The organism is Undibacterium sp. 5I2 (assembly GCF_035019605.1).
In the GTDB taxonomy this organism is placed as follows: Bacteria; Pseudomonadota; Gammaproteobacteria; order Burkholderiales; family Burkholderiaceae_D; genus Undibacterium.
The window spans coordinates 22,079-39,800 of sequence record NZ_JASJVS010000003.1; the positions used below are offsets into that span (position 1 = coordinate 22,079).

Below are 17,722 nucleotides of genomic sequence, written 5' to 3' on the forward strand. Positions count from 1 at the left end.
CCTGCCACTCCCCACTTGAAAAGAGTACACCATGCCAGCTCTCTCTGCCTGTTGCCCCAGCCCCCTTAGCAATGCTTGCCAGCCCTTGGTATCCGGCCTGCACCGCGCTGCGTCCTGTCTGGCACGCGCTTTTTGTTGTGCCCGCAATAGCCAGGAAGAATTACCTGCCGCTCATCTCACCCTTGAGCAGCTAACAAATCAAGCCCAAGATGAAGCTCTGGCAGTTGCAGTAATGCGCCACTCTCTCGAATCGCAGCCCGATCCAAGATTTCTACCGGCGATGCGCGGGGAAGGTGCCACACTAGGGGCGGAAGCGAGCCGTCAGCGTGACGCCGCCAAAGAATTTGCAATGCAACTCGTTACCCCCTCTGTGGAGGACAATTTGACCAAGCGGCTCGACGCCATCAAACTGTACACCGAGCGCAACGCTGACAAGCCCATCAGCAACGATGAGGCCAAGTACCCGAGCGACATCGTGCATGAGCTGCAGAATCTTTTCAACTGGCTGCCCGATGGATACTACAGAACAGAAACTGAGGTCAGCATCGCCAAGCTCAAAACCGAGCGGATGACAGTCAGCAGCGACGGCATTATCAGCCAAGAGTTGGCCACGAGCTGTCTCAAGGAGATCGGCAGGCTCAAAGCCTGTTTTGTAGTCGCGTCTCAATTAGCCCGGGCCGAACAGTACATGAAGCAGTTGGCAGATAACAATCAGCTTTTTAGTCAGCGGCATTATCCCTGAGGAAGCGCGGTTAGGGTAGCGATGCAGACTGAAAAGTATTTTACGACAGCCGCCCTTTAGCGGGAATCGCTCGGCGTGCTGTATTTTAATAAACCACCAAAAGAAATTAAGCATGCCAACTATTTCCAGTGATTGTAGTAAGCCACTTAGCCGTGCTGGCGCAAGCCTTGCAGCGAGTCTGCGTGTTAGCATGTCCGGTTTGGCCCGAGCAGTTCGTTGCGTCAGAAATACTCTGGAACCGGCTAGCCGTAGGCTAGCCGAGTCAGACAAGCGCTCAATTCGGGTGCGCATGACGGACGACATGCAACTGCAAGTGTTTCATGCCAAGTCGACCCGCTCTGCATTTCTGCCTTCTATGCGCAGCAACACCAGCGCTTCGACTATGACAAAAACCCAAAGAGCGGCAGCACAGCGCTTTGCCGCGCAATTGTCATTGCCGATGCTAAATCACGCATTCAGACAAAACTTGCAAGCAATTTTAGACTACTGCGACGACCCCGCCTCAAGCACATTACGCATCGATGAACAAAATTGCGTGACGGTGTTGACTGCGCAATTGCAGAATATGGCGAACTGGATAGCCGACGGCCCTTTGAAAGCGTTCACGCAGGAATCGAGCATGACACTTGCTGCCGAGCTGGAGAAACTATACGACAACGCCTTCATCAGCCGCGAATTGGCAGGTGAGTGCGCGCAGATCGTAGGAACGCTCTGTGATCGTTTCGTTCTCGCGCGTTTTTATAGAGAGCTGGAAGCAAGCCAAGCACGATAAAGGCTGATAAACGCGCTTGGTAAAGCAAGGGAACCGTCTATCGCACTACCAAGCGCCCAGTACCAGCTTTTCCAGCCAGAATGCACCGATGATAGTTTTGACGTCGGTAATCTGGCCATTGCGCACCCAAGCCAAGATTTCTTCCGGGCGGGCGGTGAAGGTATCGAGAAATTCGCCATCGTCAAGACTGGCTGGGCCGGCAACAAGATCGCGGGCAAGATAGATTTCCAGATGCTCGTCAGAATACGCGATGGCATTATGGATCGTGCACAAATGACGCCAGGTACTGGCGGTATAACCGGTTTCTTCGCGCAGCTCACGTTGGGCGCACAGCAGCGGGTCTTCTCCAGCGTCGATCTTCCCGGCAGGAAATTCAATGAATACCCTATCGAGCGGGTAGCGGAACTGCCGTTCCAACAAAACACTACCATCATCGAACAGCGGCACGATCACCACGGCCCCCGGATGACGAATATATTCTCGCGTCGTCACTTTGCCATCCGGCAATGTGATGCTATCCTTTTGCACACGTAAAAAAGAACCGTCGTAGGCGAGTTCGCCATCGAGTTTTTGCTCGCGCAAATGAGAATCAGGCTGATCAAGCATGGCGACGTTTCAAATATTGGAAGACAAAGCCAGGAAAGGCGAACACGACGAACAAACACAGCGTGATGGCATAAAATTCCCAGCCCTGAGGGAAGCGGTTACCGGCGCTGGCTTCCAGTGCAAAGCCTAGCGCACCAAGCACGAAATACAAGGCAAACAACTCGATCAGACGTAGCCAAAATGGCTTGATCGCTCCGAGCCGTGGCACCGCAACGAGCGCGAAGCAGCGCTGATTGAAAAATGGCAGATTGGCTGCCAAGATGGCCAGCAGCACGATCAAGATGACGGACGCTGAACTGGCCACGATACTATCCTTACGATGCCAAGGTTTTGACGATGGCGTTCATGCAAGCAGTCATCAAACCACCCGGCATCAAGCCGAGTACCAACACTGCCAGACCATTGAGACTGAGAACCACACGCACATCGGCACTGGCTGTGATCGGGCTGGTATCGGCGGCGTCGTCAAAGTACATCAATTTAACGACACGCAGATAATAGAAGGTACCGATGAGCGAGAACAACACGGCGAACAATGCCAGCCAGACCTGTCCACCGGCGATCACTGATTGCAGCACCGATAATTTTGCGTAGAAACCCATCAGCGGCGGAATCCCTGCCAGCGAGAACATCAGCAGCAACATGACGAAGGCAAACCATGGCGAGCGTTTGTTCAAGCCTTTCAAATCATCCAGATTTTCCGCTTCAAAACCTGCACGCGACAACAATAAGATCACGCCGAATGTACCCAAGGTACTCATTACGTAGGTGATGCTGTAAAACATAGAAGCGCTGTAGGCATCGGCTGCCAAGCTGACATTGCCTTGCGAAACACCGGTTGCCAAACCGAGCAGCATGAAACCCATCTGCGCGATGGTCGAGTAAGCGAGCATACGTTTGAGATTGGTTTGCGCGATCGCAGTCAAGTTACCAACGGCCATAGACAGGACCGCCAACACCAGCAACATTTGCTGCCAATCAAAAGCTTGCGAAAACAAACCCTCCACCAAGAAGCGGAAAGTAATCGCGAACGCGGCCAGTTTCGGCGCACTGCCTAGCAGCAGAGTAACAGCGGTCGGCGAGCCTTGATAGACGTCCGGTACCCACATATGGAAAGGCACGACACCGAGCTTGAACGCCAAACCAGCGACCAAGAACACCAAACCGAACACCAAAATCGTTTTATTCGCAACCGGTGAAGCTGCAACGCGCGCGACCTCCGACAATTCCAAAGAACCAGTGGCACCGTACAACATGGAAATACCGTACAACATGAAGCCGGAAGCCAAGGCACCGAGAATGAAATACTTCATCGCCGCTTCAGTCGAGACCGTGTGTTCACGACGCAGCGCCACCAAGGCATACAAGGACAAGGACATCATTTCCAAGCCGAGGTAAATGATGAGGAAGTTGTTACCTGAGATCATCAGCATTTGGCCGAGCAGCGAGAACAATGCCAGCACATAAAATTCGCCACCAAGCTTGCCGGTGGTGATGCCGCGATCGGCCACATACTGGCGCGAGTACACCAGCGTGACGCCGATTGCCAGATAAGAAAACAGTTTGAGCAAGGTCGCCATCGGATCGGAGACGAACATGCTGTTGCTGACGTAAGTAGAACCTTCCGTATTGGCTGTTGCCAGCGTCAAACCGGCGCATCCGAACAGCGTCAGTATGCTGAGCACGTAAGTCAGATTACGTTTGCTGTCGGCTAAGAACATATCGATGAGCAGAATTGCGCAAGTCGCCAGCAGCAAGAATATTTCAGGATAAAGTGGTATGAAGTTCATATTATTCAGTTCTACTATCAGAGCGGTAACTTGGAAGTCGCCACATGCTTCAACAGATCAGTCACGCTGACCTGCATGGCATCGGTAAATGGCGCTGGGTACAGACCCATTGCAATGACCGCAATTGCCAGCACGCCGAGCATGAAAAACTCGCGTTTATTGATATCGCTCAGATGTGCCACATGGTCGTTGGTTATGGTACCGAACACGACGCGCTTGACCATCCACAAAGAATACGCTGCGCCTAAAATCAAGGCAGTCGCTGCCAGCATACCGATCCAGAAATTGAACTGTACCGCACCGAGTATCACCATGAATTCGCCGACGAAACCGGAAGTCGCTGGCAAACCGCAGTTAGCCATGGAAAACAAGACAAATAAGGCAGCAAATTTCGGCATTCTGTTAACCACGCCGCCGTAGTCGACGATTTGACGTGAGTGCACGCGGTCATACAAGACACCGATACACAGGAACATGGCGGCAGAGATGAAACCATGCGAAATCATTTGTACGATCGCGCCCTGCACCGACATGTCATTAAACATGAAGAAACCGAGTGTGACGAAGCCCATGTGCGCAATCGATGAATACGCCACCAATTTTTTCATGTCGGCTTGTACCAAGGCGACCAGACCGATGTAAATCACGGCAATCAGCGAGAGCGTGATCATGAAGCCGGCCATATAATGGCTGGCGTCCGGTGCGATCGGCAAAGAGAAGCGCAAGAAACCGTAAGCACCGAGCTTGAGCATGATGGCGGCCAAGACGACTGAACCACCGGTCGGTGCTTCCACGTGGGCATCCGGCAGCCAAGTATGCACTGGCCACATCGGTACTTTCACGGCGAAGGCCATGAGGAAAGCGCAGAACAGCATGATCTGGGTCGACAGCGGCAAAGGCAAAGCATGCCAAGCCAGAATATCGAAAGAATGGCCGGCTTTGATGTAGAGATAGATAATCGCTACCAAGGTCAATAAAGAACCGAGCAAGGTGTAGAGGAAGAACTTGAACGCTGCATACACGCGGTTCGGACCACCCCAGACGCCGACGATGATGTACATCGGGATCAGTGTCGCTTCAAAGAAGACATAGAACAGCATGCCATCGGTGGCGCAGAACACGCCTATCATCAAGCCCGACAAGATCAGGAAAGCCCCCATGTATTGGGCCACCTGCTTTTCCACGACTTCCCAAGCGGCGATGACGACGATAACGGTGATAAACGCCGTCAGCGGAATCAGCCAGAGCGAGATACCGTCGATACCGAGCGCATAAAAAATGTTGAATTTCTCTACCCACGAGAATTTTTCAACGAATTGCATGCCATGGGCACTGTTATTGAAACCGGAGATCAGCGGCAGCGTGACCAGAAAGCTCGCCAGCGAGCCGATCAAGGCCACGCCGCGCACTATTCCAGGATGGCTGTCGCGGCCGAATGCCAGGACAAAAATACCGAACGCGATCGGACACCAAATCGCCAGGCTGAGTAAGGAGGAAGTTGACTGCATCATGATTATATTTTTATAGCCGAGGTCACTTATTTAGCAAACGGGAATGGCATGAAGTACACAAGGAACCCCAACACGCCCAAAATCATTACAAAAGCATAGTGATAGATATAACCACTTTGGAACAAGCGAATCACACGTGAAATCGCTCCGACCAATTTTGCGCTGCCATTGACGACGAATCCATCGATCAAGGCTTTGTCGCCGATATTCCAAAGACCACCGCCAAGCAGGCGAGCACCGCCGGCAAATACGATTTCATTGAAACGATCGAGGTAATATTTATTCTCGAGCAAAGTGTAAATCGCACCGGCATGCTTCTTGATCGCCGTTGGTATCGCCGGTTTGACCATGTAGAAGTAATACGAACTGGCCACACCTGCCACTGCCAACCAAAACGGCAGACTGGACAAGGCATGAATTGCCATACCGATCGGCGAATGGAATTCGTGTTTCAACTCTTCCATCGCTTGATGCGCTTCATTGACGGCGATGACATTGGTGAAAAAGCTGCCGAACAACATCGGTTCGATCGCGAAGAAACCGATGATCACCGAAGGAATCGCCAGCATCACCAGCGGGAACCACACCACGAATGGTGATTCATGCGGTTTTTGACCTGGTGCCAAACCGTGGTGTTCATCGTGCGCGGCATGATCGTCGTGCGCATCATGGCCATGGGCATCGTGTTTGGCGTGCGCATCGTGCTTAGCGGCGGCCTTGACATCGTGCTTGGCCTCATGGGCATGGGCATGACCGAAGTTTTCTTTGCCATGGAAGACTAAGAAATACATACGGAACGAATAGAAGGCGGTGACGAACACACCGGCGAGCGTGGCGAATTGCGCAAAACCAGCACCCGGCAAATGCGAAGCTTGCACCGCTTCGATGATGCTGTCTTTCGAATAGAAACCCGAGAAAAACGGCGTGCCTATCAGTGCCAGCGAACCGAGCAAAGAAGTGATCCAGGTGATCGGCATATATTTACGCAAACCACCCATGTTGCGGATGTCTTGATCATGGTGCATACCGATGATGACCGAACCGGCCGCCAAGAACAGCAAGGCCTTGAAAAACGCATGGGTCATCAAATGGAATACCGCAACCGAGTAAGCCGACGCACCGAGCGCGACCGTCATGTAACCGAGTTGCGAGAGTGTGGAGTAGGCGACGACGCGTTTGATATCGTTTTGTATGATGCCGAGGAAACCCATGAACAGCGCGGTGATCGAACCGATCACCAAGATGAACGACAAGGCAGTGTCAGACAATTCAAACAGCGGCGACATGCGAGAAACCATGAAGATACCTGCCGTCACCATGGTGGCGGCATGAATCAGCGCAGAAATCGGGGTCGGACCTTCCATCGAATCAGGCAACCAGACGTGCAGCGGGAATTGCGCCGACTTACCCATCGCACCGATGAACAGGCAGATACAAGCGACGGTAATGAGCATCCAGTTAGTACCTGGCAACAGCAGCTTGGCCAATTCTTCTTTTTTGGCAAATACTTCCGCGTAATCCATCGAACCGGCATAAGCCAAGATCAAACCGATGCCGAGGATGAAACCAAAATCGCCGACGCGGTTAACCAAGAAAGCTTTCATATTGGCGTAAATCGCGGTCGGCTTGGTATACCAAAAACCGATCAGCAAATACGAGACCAAACCAACCGCTTCCCAGCCGAAAAACAATTGCAGGAAGTTGTTGCTCATGACCAGCATCAGCATCGAGAACGTAAACAGCGAAATATACGAGAAGAAGCGGTTGTAACCTTCATCTTCGGCCATATAACCGATAGTGTAAATATGCACCATCAAGGAGACGAAAGTGACGACACACATCATCATCGCGGTCAGATTATCGACCAGAAAGCCGACTTCGAGTTTCAGGCCGGCTACTTGCATCCACTGATACAAGCTGGCGTTGTAGACCGGCGCACCATTCTGCAGGTCACTGAGCGTCATGCAGGAAATGATGAAGGCGATGAGTACGCCTAATATCGTCGCCGTATGCGAGACTTTACGTCCGACCAGGTTGCCGAAAAACTTGGTGCCCAGTAAACCGGCAATGACAGAGCCTGCCAGTGGCGCCAGAGGTACCGCCAATAATAGTTGTGGGTTAAGTTGCCCCGCCATGATGACCCTTTTTGTTAGCTTGATGCTGTCAGCTTAATGCCTTGAGCTTGATACTTCTTAAATCACGAACGCATGACGCCGGCTCTTGCGAAAACCGGCGCGCGCATTAACCTTTGAGTGCGTCCAGATCTTCGACATTGATGGTGTCGAGATTACGGAACAAGACCACCAGAATTGCCAAGCCGATGGCCGATTCAGCCGCTGCCACCGTCAGGATGAAGAATACGAATACCTGGCCGGCCGCATCGCCGAGATAATGCGAAAACGCGATGAAATTGATATTCACGGCCAACAACATCAGTTCTATCGCCATCAGCAAAACGATGATGTTTTTGCGGTTGAGGAAAATACCGACGATGGAGATGGCGAACAGTATCGCGCCGAGTATCAGGTAATGGGTCAGAGTCAAAGCCATCATCAGCCTTCCAGTTTAGTTGTGGCAGCACGCGCGCGATCGGAATCGGCTTGCATCTTGACGATACGTACGCGATCTTTGCTCTTCACTTTGACAGCCTGTGCCGGATCGATGGCCTTGGTGTCTTTACGACGACGCAAAGTCAAGGCGACGGCTGCAACGATAGCCAGCAGCAGTATCGAAGCGGCGATTTCAAAAGCGAGCTGATAGTGCGTAAAAATCACGATACCGAGGTTTTTGGTGTTCCCAATGGTATCGGCAGCGGCCGGTACGCGATTATCAGGACGCAAGAAACCACGCCACAACACCGCCGACATTTCCAGCACCACCACCACACCGACCGTAGCCGCAAGCGGAAAGCTGCTCCAAAAACCGATGCGCAGTTTGTCGAGGTTAATGTCGAGCATCATCACCACGAACAGAAACAAGACCATGACCGCGCCAACATATACCAGCACCAGCACGATGGCGAGGAATTCTGCCTTCAACAACATCCAGATCGCCGCCGCGCTGAAAAATGACAGCACCAGAAACAAGGCGGCATGCACAGGGTTGCGAGCAGTAATGACTTGCGTGGCCGCGAGCACGAGGATCGCGGCGAACACATAAAATAAAGCGCTAGTAAATTCCATATTGAAACCGTTCCAATTAGCGGTAAGCAGCATCAGCAGCACGGGCTGCAGCGATTTGCGGTTCGTAACGATCGCCTACGGCGAGCAACATTTCTTTGGTGAAGTACAGATCGCCGCGTTTCTCACCATGATACTCGAGCACATGGGTTTCAACGATGGAATCGACCGGGCAAGACTCTTCGCAAAAGCCGCAGAAAATGCACTTGGTCAGATCGATATCGTAGCGCGTGGTACGGCGGCTACCGTCTTCGCGCTGCTCGGATTCGATCGTGATCGCCATGGCCGGGCACACAGCTTCGCACAATTTACAGGCGATGCAACGTTCTTCGCCATTCGGGTAACGGCGCAGCGCATGCAAGCCACGGAACCGCGGCGACTGCGGTGTTTTTTCTTCTGGGAACTGGACAGTGATTTTGCGGGCAAACATGTAGCGACCGGTCAGAGCCAGCCCCTTGAGCAGTTCGCGCAGCATCAGGCTGCCAAAAAAATCCTTGATTGCTTCCATTTTTCTAGCCTCTTACTTCCAAATATTCCAGGAGGTTTGCATCCATGCGGCGACGAACACCAGATACACCAAAGTCAACGGGATGAACACTTTCCAACCCAGACGCATGATCTGGTCATAGCGATAGCGTGGGAACGAAGCACGCGCCCAGATGAACAGCGATACCACCACAAAGGTTTTCATACCCAGCCAGATCCAGCCTGGTACCCAATTGAAGACAATCGAGTCGAGCGGTGCGGCCCAACCGCCAAGGAACATCAGGGATGCCATGGCCGAGATCAGTATCATATTGGCGTATTCGGCCAAGAAAAACATCGCGAACGACATACCCGAGTATTCGACCATATGACCGGCGACAATTTCTGACTCACCTTCGACGACGTCGAATGGATGGCGATTGGTTTCAGCGATGCCGGAAATAACGTAGATCACAAACACCGGCAACAATGGCAACCAATTCCATGACAGGAAATTGAGGCCCATGCTGGCGAAGCGGCCATGCGTCTGGGAGTTGACGATATCGGTCATGTTCAAACTGCCTGACACCATCAGCACGATGACGAGCACGAAGCCCATCGCGATTTCATACGACACCATTTGTGCCGAGGCGCGCATGGCACCGAGGAAGGCGTATTTCGAGTTCGAGGCCCAGCCGGCGATGATGATGCCGTACACTTCCATGGAAGTGATCGCCATGATCAGCAACAAACCGGCATTCACATTCGCCAGTACCGTTTCCGGGCCGAACGGGATCACCGCCCATGCAGCCAGAGCCGGCATGATGGTCATCACCGGAGCGATAATGAAGAGCACCTTATTGGCTTTGGCCGGAACGATGATTTCCTTGAGCAAGAGCTTCAAGGCGTCAGCGATAGGTTGCAGCAGACCGGCTGGACCGACGCGGTTAGGGCCGAGGCGGATGTGCATCCAGCCTATCATCTTGCGTTCCCATAAAGTCAGATACGCTACACAGCCCATGATAGGCAAGGTGATGCAAATGATCTTCACCAGCGTCCAAACCAACGGCCAAACGTAACCGAACAAGTGTTGACCGAAGTCTTGTATCGTCAGCAGCAAACTCATTATGCACGCTCCACGGAGATGGTACCGAACAAACCGTCGAGATTGGCGCTGCGCTCAAGGCCGGCGGCGAGTCGGACAACCTGATCCGGCAAGCCGGCATCGATATGAACATTGAGCAAAATCGCCGCACCTTTACTGAATTTAAGCATATCGCCTTCGACCACACCAAGTTGCGTCGCCAAAGCGCTGCTGATGGCGGCGATCGGGGCGCGCGCATCGGCAGTTTTCTGCAAAGATTCGGCACGGCGTACCACGCCGTCGGTCGCGTAGATCGCCACATTACTGAGGCGTTCCAGACCGGCCACCGCAGCAGTCGGCACACTCGGTGCGAGACCGGCACGATTATTCAAGCGTGCGCTCAGTTCGCCTTGCGCCAAAATGGCGTCGCGTACTGCTTCTGAGGTATCGAAATCAAACTCAGCCAAGCCGAGCAAATTACCGAGTACGCGCAAGACTTTCCAAGCCGGGCGAGTATCACCGAGCGGTTTGACGACACCGTGGAAACTCTGGGCGCGGCCTTCGCAATTGACGAAGGTACCCGAAGTTTCAGTCGATGGCGCAACCGGCAGCAAGACGTCGGCATAATCCATGCCGTGCTTGAACGGCGACAGCACTACCACCATCTCGGCCTGTGCCAAGGCGGCTTTGGCTTGCAGCGGATAAGCGCTGTCGAGAGTCGGTTCGGCATGCAATACCAGATAGGCCTTTTTCGGCGCAGTAAATGCCGCTTCCGTGCCACCGGCGGCGTTGGCCAGATAGCCACCGACGCTGTTCGCTGCTTCACCGAGGTAGCCGAAGCTGGCTTCAGTTTGACTCGCAATCCATTCAGCCAAGGCATGTAATTGCGCCGCTTGCGGATGGTGTGCCGCCGTGGTGCCGAGGAAGACACCGGCTTTACCGGCGATCAGGCTGTCAGCAATTTTGTCGGCTACAGCACCGGCAGTGATCGCTGCAAAACCGGCCGGAACCGCCACTTGTTTTTTCTGTGCCACAGCGACCGCAACTTCTGCTAAAAAGGCAGTCCATTGCGATGGTGCGACGATGGCTTTGTTAGCCAATTTGATCAACAGTTCATCGTCACTCGCATGCAGGATGCTGAGCTTGCTGCCCATTTTGACCGAAGCGCGCAAACGCGCCGCCAACAAAGGATGATCTTTGCGTAAGAAGGAACCGATGACGAAGACATTTTTCAATTGCGCGAATTCGGCAATCGAGGTGCCCAGCCAAGGGGTGACTTGCGGGTTCAAAGAAAAATCAGATTGACGCAGACGGAAATCGACGGCGCTTGAACCGAGACCGCGCACGACGCGCTGCAACAAGGACAATTCTTCCAAGGTAGCATGTGGCGCGGCGACTGCGGCAATCGCGTCGGCACCGTGTTCGTGCTTGACGTTACGCAGACCATGGGCGACGTATTCGAGCGCGGTTTGCCAGTCAGTTTCCTGCCATTGACCGCCCTGCTTGATCATCGGCTTGGTCAAACGCTCGGCGCTGTTCAAGCCTTCGTAAGCGAAACGATCTTTATCGGAAATCCAGCATTCATTGACGTCGTCGTTTTCCAACGGCACCACGCGCATGACTTTATTATTCTTGACTTGCACGATCAGATTCGAACCGAGACCGTCATGGGCGCTGACCGATTTACGGCGCGACAATTCCCAAGTACGAGCCGAATAACGGAAAGGCTTGGATGTCAATGCGCCGACCGGACAGAGGTCGATCATATTGCCGGACAATTCGGAGTCGACGGTTTTACCGACGAAGGAAGTGATTTCCGAATGTTCGCCACGATTGAGCATGCCCAATTCCATCACACCGGCGATTTCTTGACCGAAGCGTACGCAGCGCGTGCAGTGGATGCAACGGCTCATTTCTTCCATCGATACCAGCGGACCGACATCTTTATGGAACACCACGCGTTTTTCTTCTTCGTAACGCGAACTGACACCGCCGTAACCGACCGCCAGATCTTGCAACTGACATTCGCCACCCTGATCGCAGATCGGGCAGTCGAGTGGATGGTTGATGAGCAGGAATTCCATCACTGCTTTTTGCGCCTTGACCGCTTTATCGCTGTTCGAGCGAACGATCATGCCAGCCGTTACCGGAGTGGCGCAGGCAGGCAAAGGCTTCGGTGCTTTTTCAACCTCGACCAGACACATGCGGCAGTTGGCCGCAATGGATAATTTTTTGTGGTAGCAAAAATGGGGGATGTATGTGCCAAGTTTATTGGCCGCATCCATCACCATACTGCCCTCTTGGACTTCGACTTTTTTGCCGTCTATTTCGATTTCAACCATGGTCTACTCTGTGTGTGCTAACCGAAGCTGGCTTACATGTAAGTGGGAACCAAGCAATGCTTATGCTCGATGTGATATTCAAATTCCTCGCGGAAATTCTTGATAAAAGCGCGTACTGGCATCGCTGCAGCATCACCGAGGGCGCAAATTGTCTTGCCCTGTATGTTGTCTGCGATCGAATTGAGCATATCGAGATCTTCCGGACGACCTTGACCGTGTTCGATTCTGTGAACCAAACGATAAAGCCAACCTGTACCTTCACGGCACGGCGTACATTGACCGCAGGATTCTTCAAAATAGAAGTAAGACAAACGTAACAAGGATTTGACCATGCAGCGCGTCTCGTCCATCACAATTACCGCGCCCGAGCCGAGCATAGAGCCGGCCTTGGCGATGGAATCGTAATCCATGTCGGTGGCCATCATGACCTCACCGGTCAAGACCGGCATCGATGATCCACCTGGAATGACGGCTTTGATTTTTTTACCATCGCGCATGCCGCCGGCAAGTTCCAACAGCGTGGCAAACGGCGTACCCATTGGCACTTCGTAATTACCCGGCTTGGCGACATCGCCCGACATCGAGAAAATCTTGGTGCCACCGTTATTCGGCTTACCGATGGCAGCGTATTTTTCACCACCCATCGCCAGCACAAACGGCACGGCAGCGAAGGTTTCGGTATTGTTAATCGTGGTCGGCTTACCATACAGGCCGAAGCTGGCCGGGAATGGCGGCTTGAAGCGCGGTTGACCTTTTTTGCCTTCCAAAGATTCCAGCAAAGCCGTTTCTTCGCCGCAGATGTAGGCACCGTAACCGTGGAAAGCATGCAGTTGGAAGGAAAATTCCGAACCGGCGATGCGATCGCCGAGCATGCCGGCGGCGCGCGCTTCTTCGAGCGCTTCTTCGAAACGATCGTAGTCGGCGAAAATTTCACCGTGAATATAGTTGTAGCCGACCGTGATACCCATGGCGTAAGCGCCGATGGCCATACCTTCGATCAAAGCATGCGGGTTGTAGCGAATGATGTCGCGGTCTTTGAATGTACCCGGCTCGCCTTCGTCGGTATTACAGACCAGATATTTTTGGCCCGGAAATTGACGCGGCATGAAACTCCACTTCAAACCGGTAGGAAAACCGGCACCGCCGCGACCGCGCAGCGAAGACGCTTTAAGTTCGGCGATGACTTGTTCCGGCGTGATTTTTTCCGACAAAATACGTTTGAGCGAAGCGTAACCACCGCGCGCGACATAGTCTTCCAGATGCCAGTTTTTTCCATCAAGGCCAGCCAAGATCAAAGGCTGAATATGGCGATTATGCAGACTCGTCATTATTTACCCGCTTCTTTCAATTCAGTGACCAGGCCATCGATTTTTTCATTCGACATCCAGCTGCACATGCGTTTATTGTTGACCAACATGACCGGCGCATCGCCGCACGCGCCCATACACTCACCTTCGACCAGCGTGAACTGGCCATCGGCCGTGGTTTCGCGGTAATCGATACCGAGCTTTTGTTTCAGGTAGTGCGCAGCGCGCTCCCCACCCGACAAAGCGCACGGCAAATTGGTGCAGACCGAAATCTTGAATTTGCCGACCGGTTTGGTATTGTACATATTGTAAAACGTCGCTACTTCCTGCACTGCAACAGCGGGCATGCCGATGTAATCAGCCAGAGTTTGCAAGATTTCCGGTGGCAACCAGCCGGTTTCATCTTGCGCAATAGCCAAAGCGGCCATCACAGCAGATTGCCGCTGGTCAGCCGGAAACTTCGCGAGTTCGCGATCAATTTTTTTAAATGCCTGCTCGGATAACACCATAGCTCGCCTCAAATCAACGCCAAAAAGGCGTTCTTATCTGTCAATCTCACCAAACACAATATCTTGAGTACCGATGATCGTTACCGCATCAGCAATCATGTGACCCCTAGCCATTTCATCGAGACCCTGCAGATGCGCATAACCTGGCGCACGGATCTTCAGACGGTATGGCTTATTGGCCCCATCAGACATCAAATAAATACCAAATTCACCCTTAGGATGCTCAACCGCCGCATACGCTTCACCAGGAGGAACATGAAAGCCTTCGGAAAAAAGTTTGAAGTGATGAATCAACTCTTCCATATTCGATTTCATATTAACACGGTGCGGCGGAGCAACTTTATGGTTCGCAGAAATCACTGGCCCTTGGTTATTACGCAACCACTCAACACATTGCTTGATGATACGGTTCGATTCGCGCATTTCTTGCACGCGTACCAAATATCGATCGTAGCTATCGCCATTGACGCCCACAGCGATATCGAAATCAAGCAAATCGTAGACTTCATACGGTTGTTTCTTGCGCAAATCCCACTCTATGCCGGAACCGCGCAGCATAGGACCGGTAAAGCCCATGGCCAGCGCACGCTCAGGCGAGACGACGCCGACACCAACCAAACGCTGCTTCCAGATACGGTTATCGGTCAGCAGAGTTTCGTATTCGTCGATATATTTTGGAAAACGATTGGTGAAATCTTCGATGAAATCGAGCAGGGAACCCTGGCGATTTTCATTGAGTTCACGCATGGCTTTGGCGTTTTTCAATGCCGATGCCGTGAATTGTGGCATTTGCTCAGGCAAATCGCGATACACGCCGCCCGGACGATAGTAAGCAGCATGCAAACGCGCACCTGACACCGCCTCATAACAATCCATCAAATCTTCACGTTCGCGGAAGGCATACAAGAACACCGCCATCGCGCCGACGTCGAGCGCATGCGCACCGATCCACAGCAAATGGTTGAGTACGCGGGTGATTTCATCGAACATCACGCGAATGTATTGCGCGCGCATTGGCACTTCCAAACCGAGCATTTTTTCTATCGCCATCACATAGGCGTGCTCGTTGGCCATCATCGACACGTAATCGAGCCGATCCATATAGGGCACCGACTGCAGATAAGTTTTTTGCTCGGCCAATTTCTCGGTCGCGCGATGCAGCAAACCGATATGCGGATCGGCCCGCTGTATCACTTCGCCATCGAGCTCCAACACCAGACGCAATACACCATGCGCAGCCGGATGTTGCGGACCAAAGTTGAGGGTGTAATTCTTAATCTCAGCCATTATTTCATCCCGTAATGTTCTTCACGAATCACGCGCGGCGTGTTTTCGCGCGGCTCTATCGTGACCGGCTGATAGACGACCCGTTTTTGCTCGGCGTCGTAGCGCATTTCCACATACCCGGAGACTGGGAAATCTTTGCGGAATGGATGACCGATGAAACCGTAATCAGTCAAAATACGACGCAAATCGTTATGCCCATCAAACAGAATACCGAATAAATCGAAAGCTTCGCGCTCATACCAATTGGCGGCATTCCAGACATCGATCAAGGAGGCGACCAGCGGCATCTCATCATCAGTGGCAAACACGCGCACCCGCAAACGCCAATTATGCTTGACCGATAACAAATGCGTGACGACCGCGAAACGCGCGCCATCCCAAATACCATCACCGTAAGTCGAGTAATCAACACCACACAAATCGATCAATTGCTCAAAATGCGTGTCAGCGTGATCACGCAAGTCGCGCATCACTTGCAGATAATCTGCCGACGAAACGACGACGGTGAGCTCACCGAGCGCATTACTAAGCTCTGCGATGCGCGCACCCAAGACGACATGTAGCGCGGCCTCGAGTTTTTCTATTTTGCTTGTCATATTTAAAGGCTGCCTTCGCAATCACACGCTCAGCGGGCGATGGTGTTAGTACGTTTGATCTTGTTTTGGAGCTGAATGATACCGTAAATCAGCGCTTCAGCCGTCGGCGGACACCCTGGCACATAGATATCGACTGGGACAATACGGTCACAACCACGCACCACAGAGTAAGAATAATGATAATAACCACCACCATTAGCGCAGGAACCCATGGAGATTACCCAGCGCGGCTCAGCCATTTGGTCATACACTTTACGCAAAGCTGGGGCCATCTTGTTACATAAGGTTCCAGCCACAATCATCACATCCGACTGCCGCGGCGACGGGCGAAACACGACACCGAAGCGATCGAGATCGTAACGCGAAGCACCGGCATGCATCATTTCAACTGCACAGCAAGCCAAACCGAATGTCATCGGCCACAGCGAACCGGTACGCGTCCAGTTGATCAGCTTATCGGCCGTCGTCGTGACAAAGCCTTCGTTCAATACACCTTCAATCGACATAATCCATCACTCCCAATCAAGAGCGCCTTTTTTCCAGATGTACCAGAATCCGACACCGAATTCGAGCACAAAACCCAACATAATCAAGAAGCCCGTCAAGCCGAGATCGCGCATGGCGACGGCCCACGGAAAGAAAAATGCCGTCTCAAGATCAAACAGAATGAACAGAATTGCGATCAGATAATAGCGCACATCAAACTTCATACGCGCATCCTCGAAAGCTTCGAAGCCACATTCGTACGGGGATGTTTTTTGAGAATCCGGCTTATAGGGAGCGAGAATGCGACCTAAAAATTGCGGCACCACACCAACAGCGATACCAACCAGAATAAAGAGAAGTACGGGGAAATAATTTTCGAGGTTCACGTTAGGCCACCTGTAATTGAACGCCATATTGAAGCGGATCATTTATTGACTATGCCAGTCAACAAAATGACCGCTTCCTCGACAAAGCCAGTAAAGATAACTGACTTATTTTTTGGTGCCGACGACGAGACTCGAACTCGTACAGCTTTCGCCACTACCCCCTCAAGATAGCGTGTCTACCAATTTCACCACGTCGGCCTAAGCACAGCATTCTACTCTGATTGCCCTCATTGTTCAACGCACAATCGAGAAAAACCAAGGTTTTTTTGCTGCAGAGTACAAATTTATTTCGGAATCTGGTTTACTTGCGCAGCCGATGCTGGCACTGCTGCCGCTGGTGCTGCCGGCGCCACCGCTGCCGCACTGGCCGGTGCTGTTTTTACCGCACCCAAGCTATCCATCACGCCAGTACTGGTTTTACGGTTGCCGTTAAGCACGCCGAGCGCCAAAGTCGCGATGAAAAACAAAGCCGCTGCCACACCGGTGGAACGCGACAAGAAGTTCGAAGAACCGGTGGCACCGAACAAACTGCCGGAAGCACCGGAGCCGAAAGACGCGCCCATGTCGGCGCCTTTACCGTGCTGCAACAACACCAGGCCGATTATCGTCAATGCTGACAAGACCTGAACTACTACTATCAAAGTAAAAAAAGTTTGCATC

The 17,722-nt window shown here is 52.5% G+C and carries 19 protein-coding genes and 1 tRNA gene; 2 read left to right on the forward strand and 18 right to left on the reverse strand.

Annotation, left to right across the window (positions count from 1 at the left end; translation table 11 throughout):
• Positions 1 to 31: 31 nt before the first annotated feature.
• Together QN359_RS01850 and QN359_RS01855 are read left to right on the forward strand one after the other, a co-directional pair.
• A complete protein-coding gene (locus QN359_RS01850) occupies positions 32 to 742 on the forward strand; it encodes a hypothetical protein (protein WP_322249021.1) in 711 nt (236 codons plus the stop codon).
• 301 nt (positions 743 to 1,043) lie between these two features.
• A complete protein-coding gene (locus QN359_RS01855) occupies positions 1,044 to 1,514 on the forward strand; it encodes a hypothetical protein (protein WP_322249022.1) in 471 nt (156 codons plus the stop codon).
• Between the two features lie 45 nt (positions 1,515 to 1,559).
• On the opposite strand, the gene QN359_RS01860 is transcribed toward QN359_RS01855, so the two are convergent.
• From QN359_RS01860 to secG, 18 genes are all read right to left on the reverse strand, one after another.
• Positions 1,560 to 2,120, reverse strand: a complete 561-nt coding sequence (locus tag QN359_RS01860) for an NUDIX hydrolase (protein ID WP_322249023.1) — start codon at positions 2,118 to 2,120, stop codon at positions 1,560 to 1,562.
• Positions 2,113 to 2,424 (reverse strand): DUF2818 family protein, encoded by a 312-nt coding sequence (locus tag QN359_RS01865; protein ID WP_322249024.1) that lies wholly within the window; start codon positions 2,422 to 2,424, stop codon positions 2,113 to 2,115. Before QN359_RS01865 ends, QN359_RS01860 begins: the two co-directional genes overlap by 8 nt.
• Positions 2,425 to 2,434: 10 nt before the next feature.
• On the reverse strand, positions 2,435 to 3,910 hold the full coding sequence (gene nuoN, locus QN359_RS01870; protein WP_322249025.1) for an NADH-quinone oxidoreductase subunit NuoN: 1,476 nt from the start codon (positions 3,908 to 3,910) through the stop codon (positions 2,435 to 2,437).
• Positions 3,911 to 3,927: 17 nt separating this feature from the next.
• A complete protein-coding gene (locus QN359_RS01875; RefSeq protein ID WP_322249026.1) occupies positions 3,928 to 5,421 on the reverse strand; it encodes an NADH-quinone oxidoreductase subunit M in 1,494 nt (497 codons plus the stop codon).
• Positions 5,422 to 5,447: 26 nt separating this feature from the next.
• Positions 5,448 to 7,556: an NADH-quinone oxidoreductase subunit L gene (gene nuoL / locus QN359_RS01880; protein WP_322249027.1), complete on the reverse strand. Its 2,109-nt coding sequence runs from the start codon at positions 7,554 to 7,556 to the stop codon at positions 5,448 to 5,450.
• Positions 7,557 to 7,662: 106 nt separating this feature from the next.
• On the reverse strand, positions 7,663 to 7,974 hold the full coding sequence (gene nuoK / locus QN359_RS01885) for an NADH-quinone oxidoreductase subunit NuoK (protein WP_322249028.1): 312 nt from the start codon (positions 7,972 to 7,974) through the stop codon (positions 7,663 to 7,665).
• The gene (locus QN359_RS01890) at positions 7,974 to 8,603 is read right to left on the reverse strand and encodes an NADH-quinone oxidoreductase subunit J (RefSeq protein ID WP_322249029.1); all 630 of its coding nucleotides are present in this window, start codon (positions 8,601 to 8,603) and stop codon (positions 7,974 to 7,976) included. Before QN359_RS01890 ends, nuoK begins: the two co-directional genes overlap by 1 nt.
• Before the next feature lie 16 nt (positions 8,604 to 8,619).
• Positions 8,620 to 9,108, reverse strand: coding sequence for an NADH-quinone oxidoreductase subunit NuoI (nuoI, locus tag QN359_RS01895; RefSeq protein WP_322249030.1), 489 nt, complete (start codon positions 9,106 to 9,108; stop codon positions 8,620 to 8,622).
• Positions 9,109 to 9,120: 12 nt separating this feature from the next.
• Complete coding sequence (nuoH, locus tag QN359_RS01900; RefSeq protein WP_322249031.1) at positions 9,121 to 10,191, reverse strand: NADH-quinone oxidoreductase subunit NuoH; 1,071 nt, start codon at positions 10,189 to 10,191, stop codon at positions 9,121 to 9,123.
• Positions 10,191 to 12,491: an NADH-quinone oxidoreductase subunit NuoG gene (nuoG, locus tag QN359_RS01905; protein ID WP_322249032.1), complete on the reverse strand. Its 2,301-nt coding sequence runs from the start codon at positions 12,489 to 12,491 to the stop codon at positions 10,191 to 10,193. Before nuoG ends, nuoH begins: the two co-directional genes overlap by 1 nt.
• 32 nt (positions 12,492 to 12,523) lie before the next feature.
• A complete protein-coding gene (gene nuoF, locus QN359_RS01910) occupies positions 12,524 to 13,819 on the reverse strand; it encodes an NADH-quinone oxidoreductase subunit NuoF (RefSeq protein ID WP_322249033.1) in 1,296 nt (431 codons plus the stop codon).
• The gene (nuoE, locus tag QN359_RS01915) at positions 13,819 to 14,307 is read right to left on the reverse strand and encodes an NADH-quinone oxidoreductase subunit NuoE (RefSeq protein WP_322249034.1); all 489 of its coding nucleotides are present in this window, start codon (positions 14,305 to 14,307) and stop codon (positions 13,819 to 13,821) included. The genes nuoF and nuoE overlap by 1 nt, the downstream gene beginning before the upstream one ends.
• A gap of 33 nt (positions 14,308 to 14,340) precedes the next feature.
• Positions 14,341 to 15,594, reverse strand: a complete 1,254-nt coding sequence (locus QN359_RS01920) for an NADH-quinone oxidoreductase subunit D (protein ID WP_322249035.1) — start codon at positions 15,592 to 15,594, stop codon at positions 14,341 to 14,343.
• On the reverse strand, positions 15,594 to 16,190 hold the full coding sequence (locus QN359_RS01925; RefSeq protein WP_322249036.1) for an NADH-quinone oxidoreductase subunit C: 597 nt from the start codon (positions 16,188 to 16,190) through the stop codon (positions 15,594 to 15,596). Before QN359_RS01925 ends, QN359_RS01920 begins: the two co-directional genes overlap by 1 nt.
• Positions 16,191 to 16,219: 29 nt before the next feature.
• On the reverse strand, positions 16,220 to 16,696 hold the full coding sequence (locus QN359_RS01930) for an NADH-quinone oxidoreductase subunit B family protein (protein ID WP_322249037.1): 477 nt from the start codon (positions 16,694 to 16,696) through the stop codon (positions 16,220 to 16,222).
• A gap of 6 nt (positions 16,697 to 16,702) precedes the next feature.
• Positions 16,703 to 17,062, reverse strand: coding sequence for an NADH-quinone oxidoreductase subunit A (locus tag QN359_RS01935; RefSeq protein WP_322249038.1), 360 nt, complete (start codon positions 17,060 to 17,062; stop codon positions 16,703 to 16,705).
• 113 nt (positions 17,063 to 17,175) lie between these two features.
• A tRNA-Leu gene (locus QN359_RS01940) sits at positions 17,176 to 17,260 on the reverse strand.
• 86 nt (positions 17,261 to 17,346) lie between these two features.
• Positions 17,347 to 17,721 carry a preprotein translocase subunit SecG gene (gene secG, locus QN359_RS01945; protein WP_322249039.1) on the reverse strand — a complete coding sequence of 125 codons (375 nt, stop codon included), beginning with the start codon at positions 17,719 to 17,721 and terminating at the stop codon, positions 17,347 to 17,349.
• Position 17,722 lies beyond the last annotated feature (1 nt).

Bases quoted from the DNA above. Each gene is read 5' to 3' on its own strand.
- nuoF (WP_322249033.1), bottom strand. From the start codon at position 13,819: ATGACGAGTCTGCATAATCGCCATATTCAGCCTTTGATCTTGGCTGGC.
- secG (WP_322249039.1), bottom strand. From the start codon at position 17,721: ATGCAAACTTTTTTTACTTTGATAGTAGTAGTTCAGGTCTTGTCAGCA.
- nuoH (WP_322249031.1), bottom strand. From the start codon at position 10,191: ATGAGTTTGCTGCTGACGATACAAGACTTCGGTCAACACTTGTTCGGT.
- QN359_RS01850 (WP_322249021.1), top strand. From the start codon at position 32: ATGCCAGCTCTCTCTGCCTGTTGCCCCAGCCCCCTTAGCAATGCTTGC.
- nuoN (WP_322249025.1), bottom strand. From the start codon at position 3,910: ATGAACTTCATACCACTTTATCCTGAAATATTCTTGCTGCTGGCGACT.
- nuoI (WP_322249030.1), bottom strand. From the start codon at position 9,108: ATGGAAGCAATCAAGGATTTTTTTGGCAGCCTGATGCTGCGCGAACTG.
- QN359_RS01925 (WP_322249036.1), bottom strand. From the start codon at position 16,190: ATGACAAGCAAAATAGAAAAACTCGAGGCCGCGCTACATGTCGTCTTG.
- QN359_RS01890 (WP_322249029.1), bottom strand. From the start codon at position 8,603: ATGGAATTTACTAGCGCTTTATTTTATGTGTTCGCCGCGATCCTCGTG.
- QN359_RS01855 (WP_322249022.1), top strand. From the start codon at position 1,044: ATGCAACTGCAAGTGTTTCATGCCAAGTCGACCCGCTCTGCATTTCTG.
- QN359_RS01930 (WP_322249037.1), bottom strand. From the start codon at position 16,696: ATGTCGATTGAAGGTGTATTGAACGAAGGCTTTGTCACGACGACGGCC.
- QN359_RS01920 (WP_322249035.1), bottom strand. From the start codon at position 15,594: ATGGCTGAGATTAAGAATTACACCCTCAACTTTGGTCCGCAACATCCG.
- QN359_RS01860 (WP_322249023.1), bottom strand. From the start codon at position 2,120: ATGCTTGATCAGCCTGATTCTCATTTGCGCGAGCAAAAACTCGATGGC.
- nuoE (WP_322249034.1), bottom strand. From the start codon at position 14,307: ATGGTGTTATCCGAGCAGGCATTTAAAAAAATTGATCGCGAACTCGCG.
- nuoG (WP_322249032.1), bottom strand. From the start codon at position 12,491: ATGGTTGAAATCGAAATAGACGGCAAAAAAGTCGAAGTCCAAGAGGGC.
- nuoK (WP_322249028.1), bottom strand. From the start codon at position 7,974: ATGATGGCTTTGACTCTGACCCATTACCTGATACTCGGCGCGATACTG.
- QN359_RS01875 (WP_322249026.1), bottom strand. From the start codon at position 5,421: ATGATGCAGTCAACTTCCTCCTTACTCAGCCTGGCGATTTGGTGTCCG.
- nuoL (WP_322249027.1), bottom strand. From the start codon at position 7,556: ATGGCGGGGCAACTTAACCCACAACTATTATTGGCGGTACCTCTGGCG.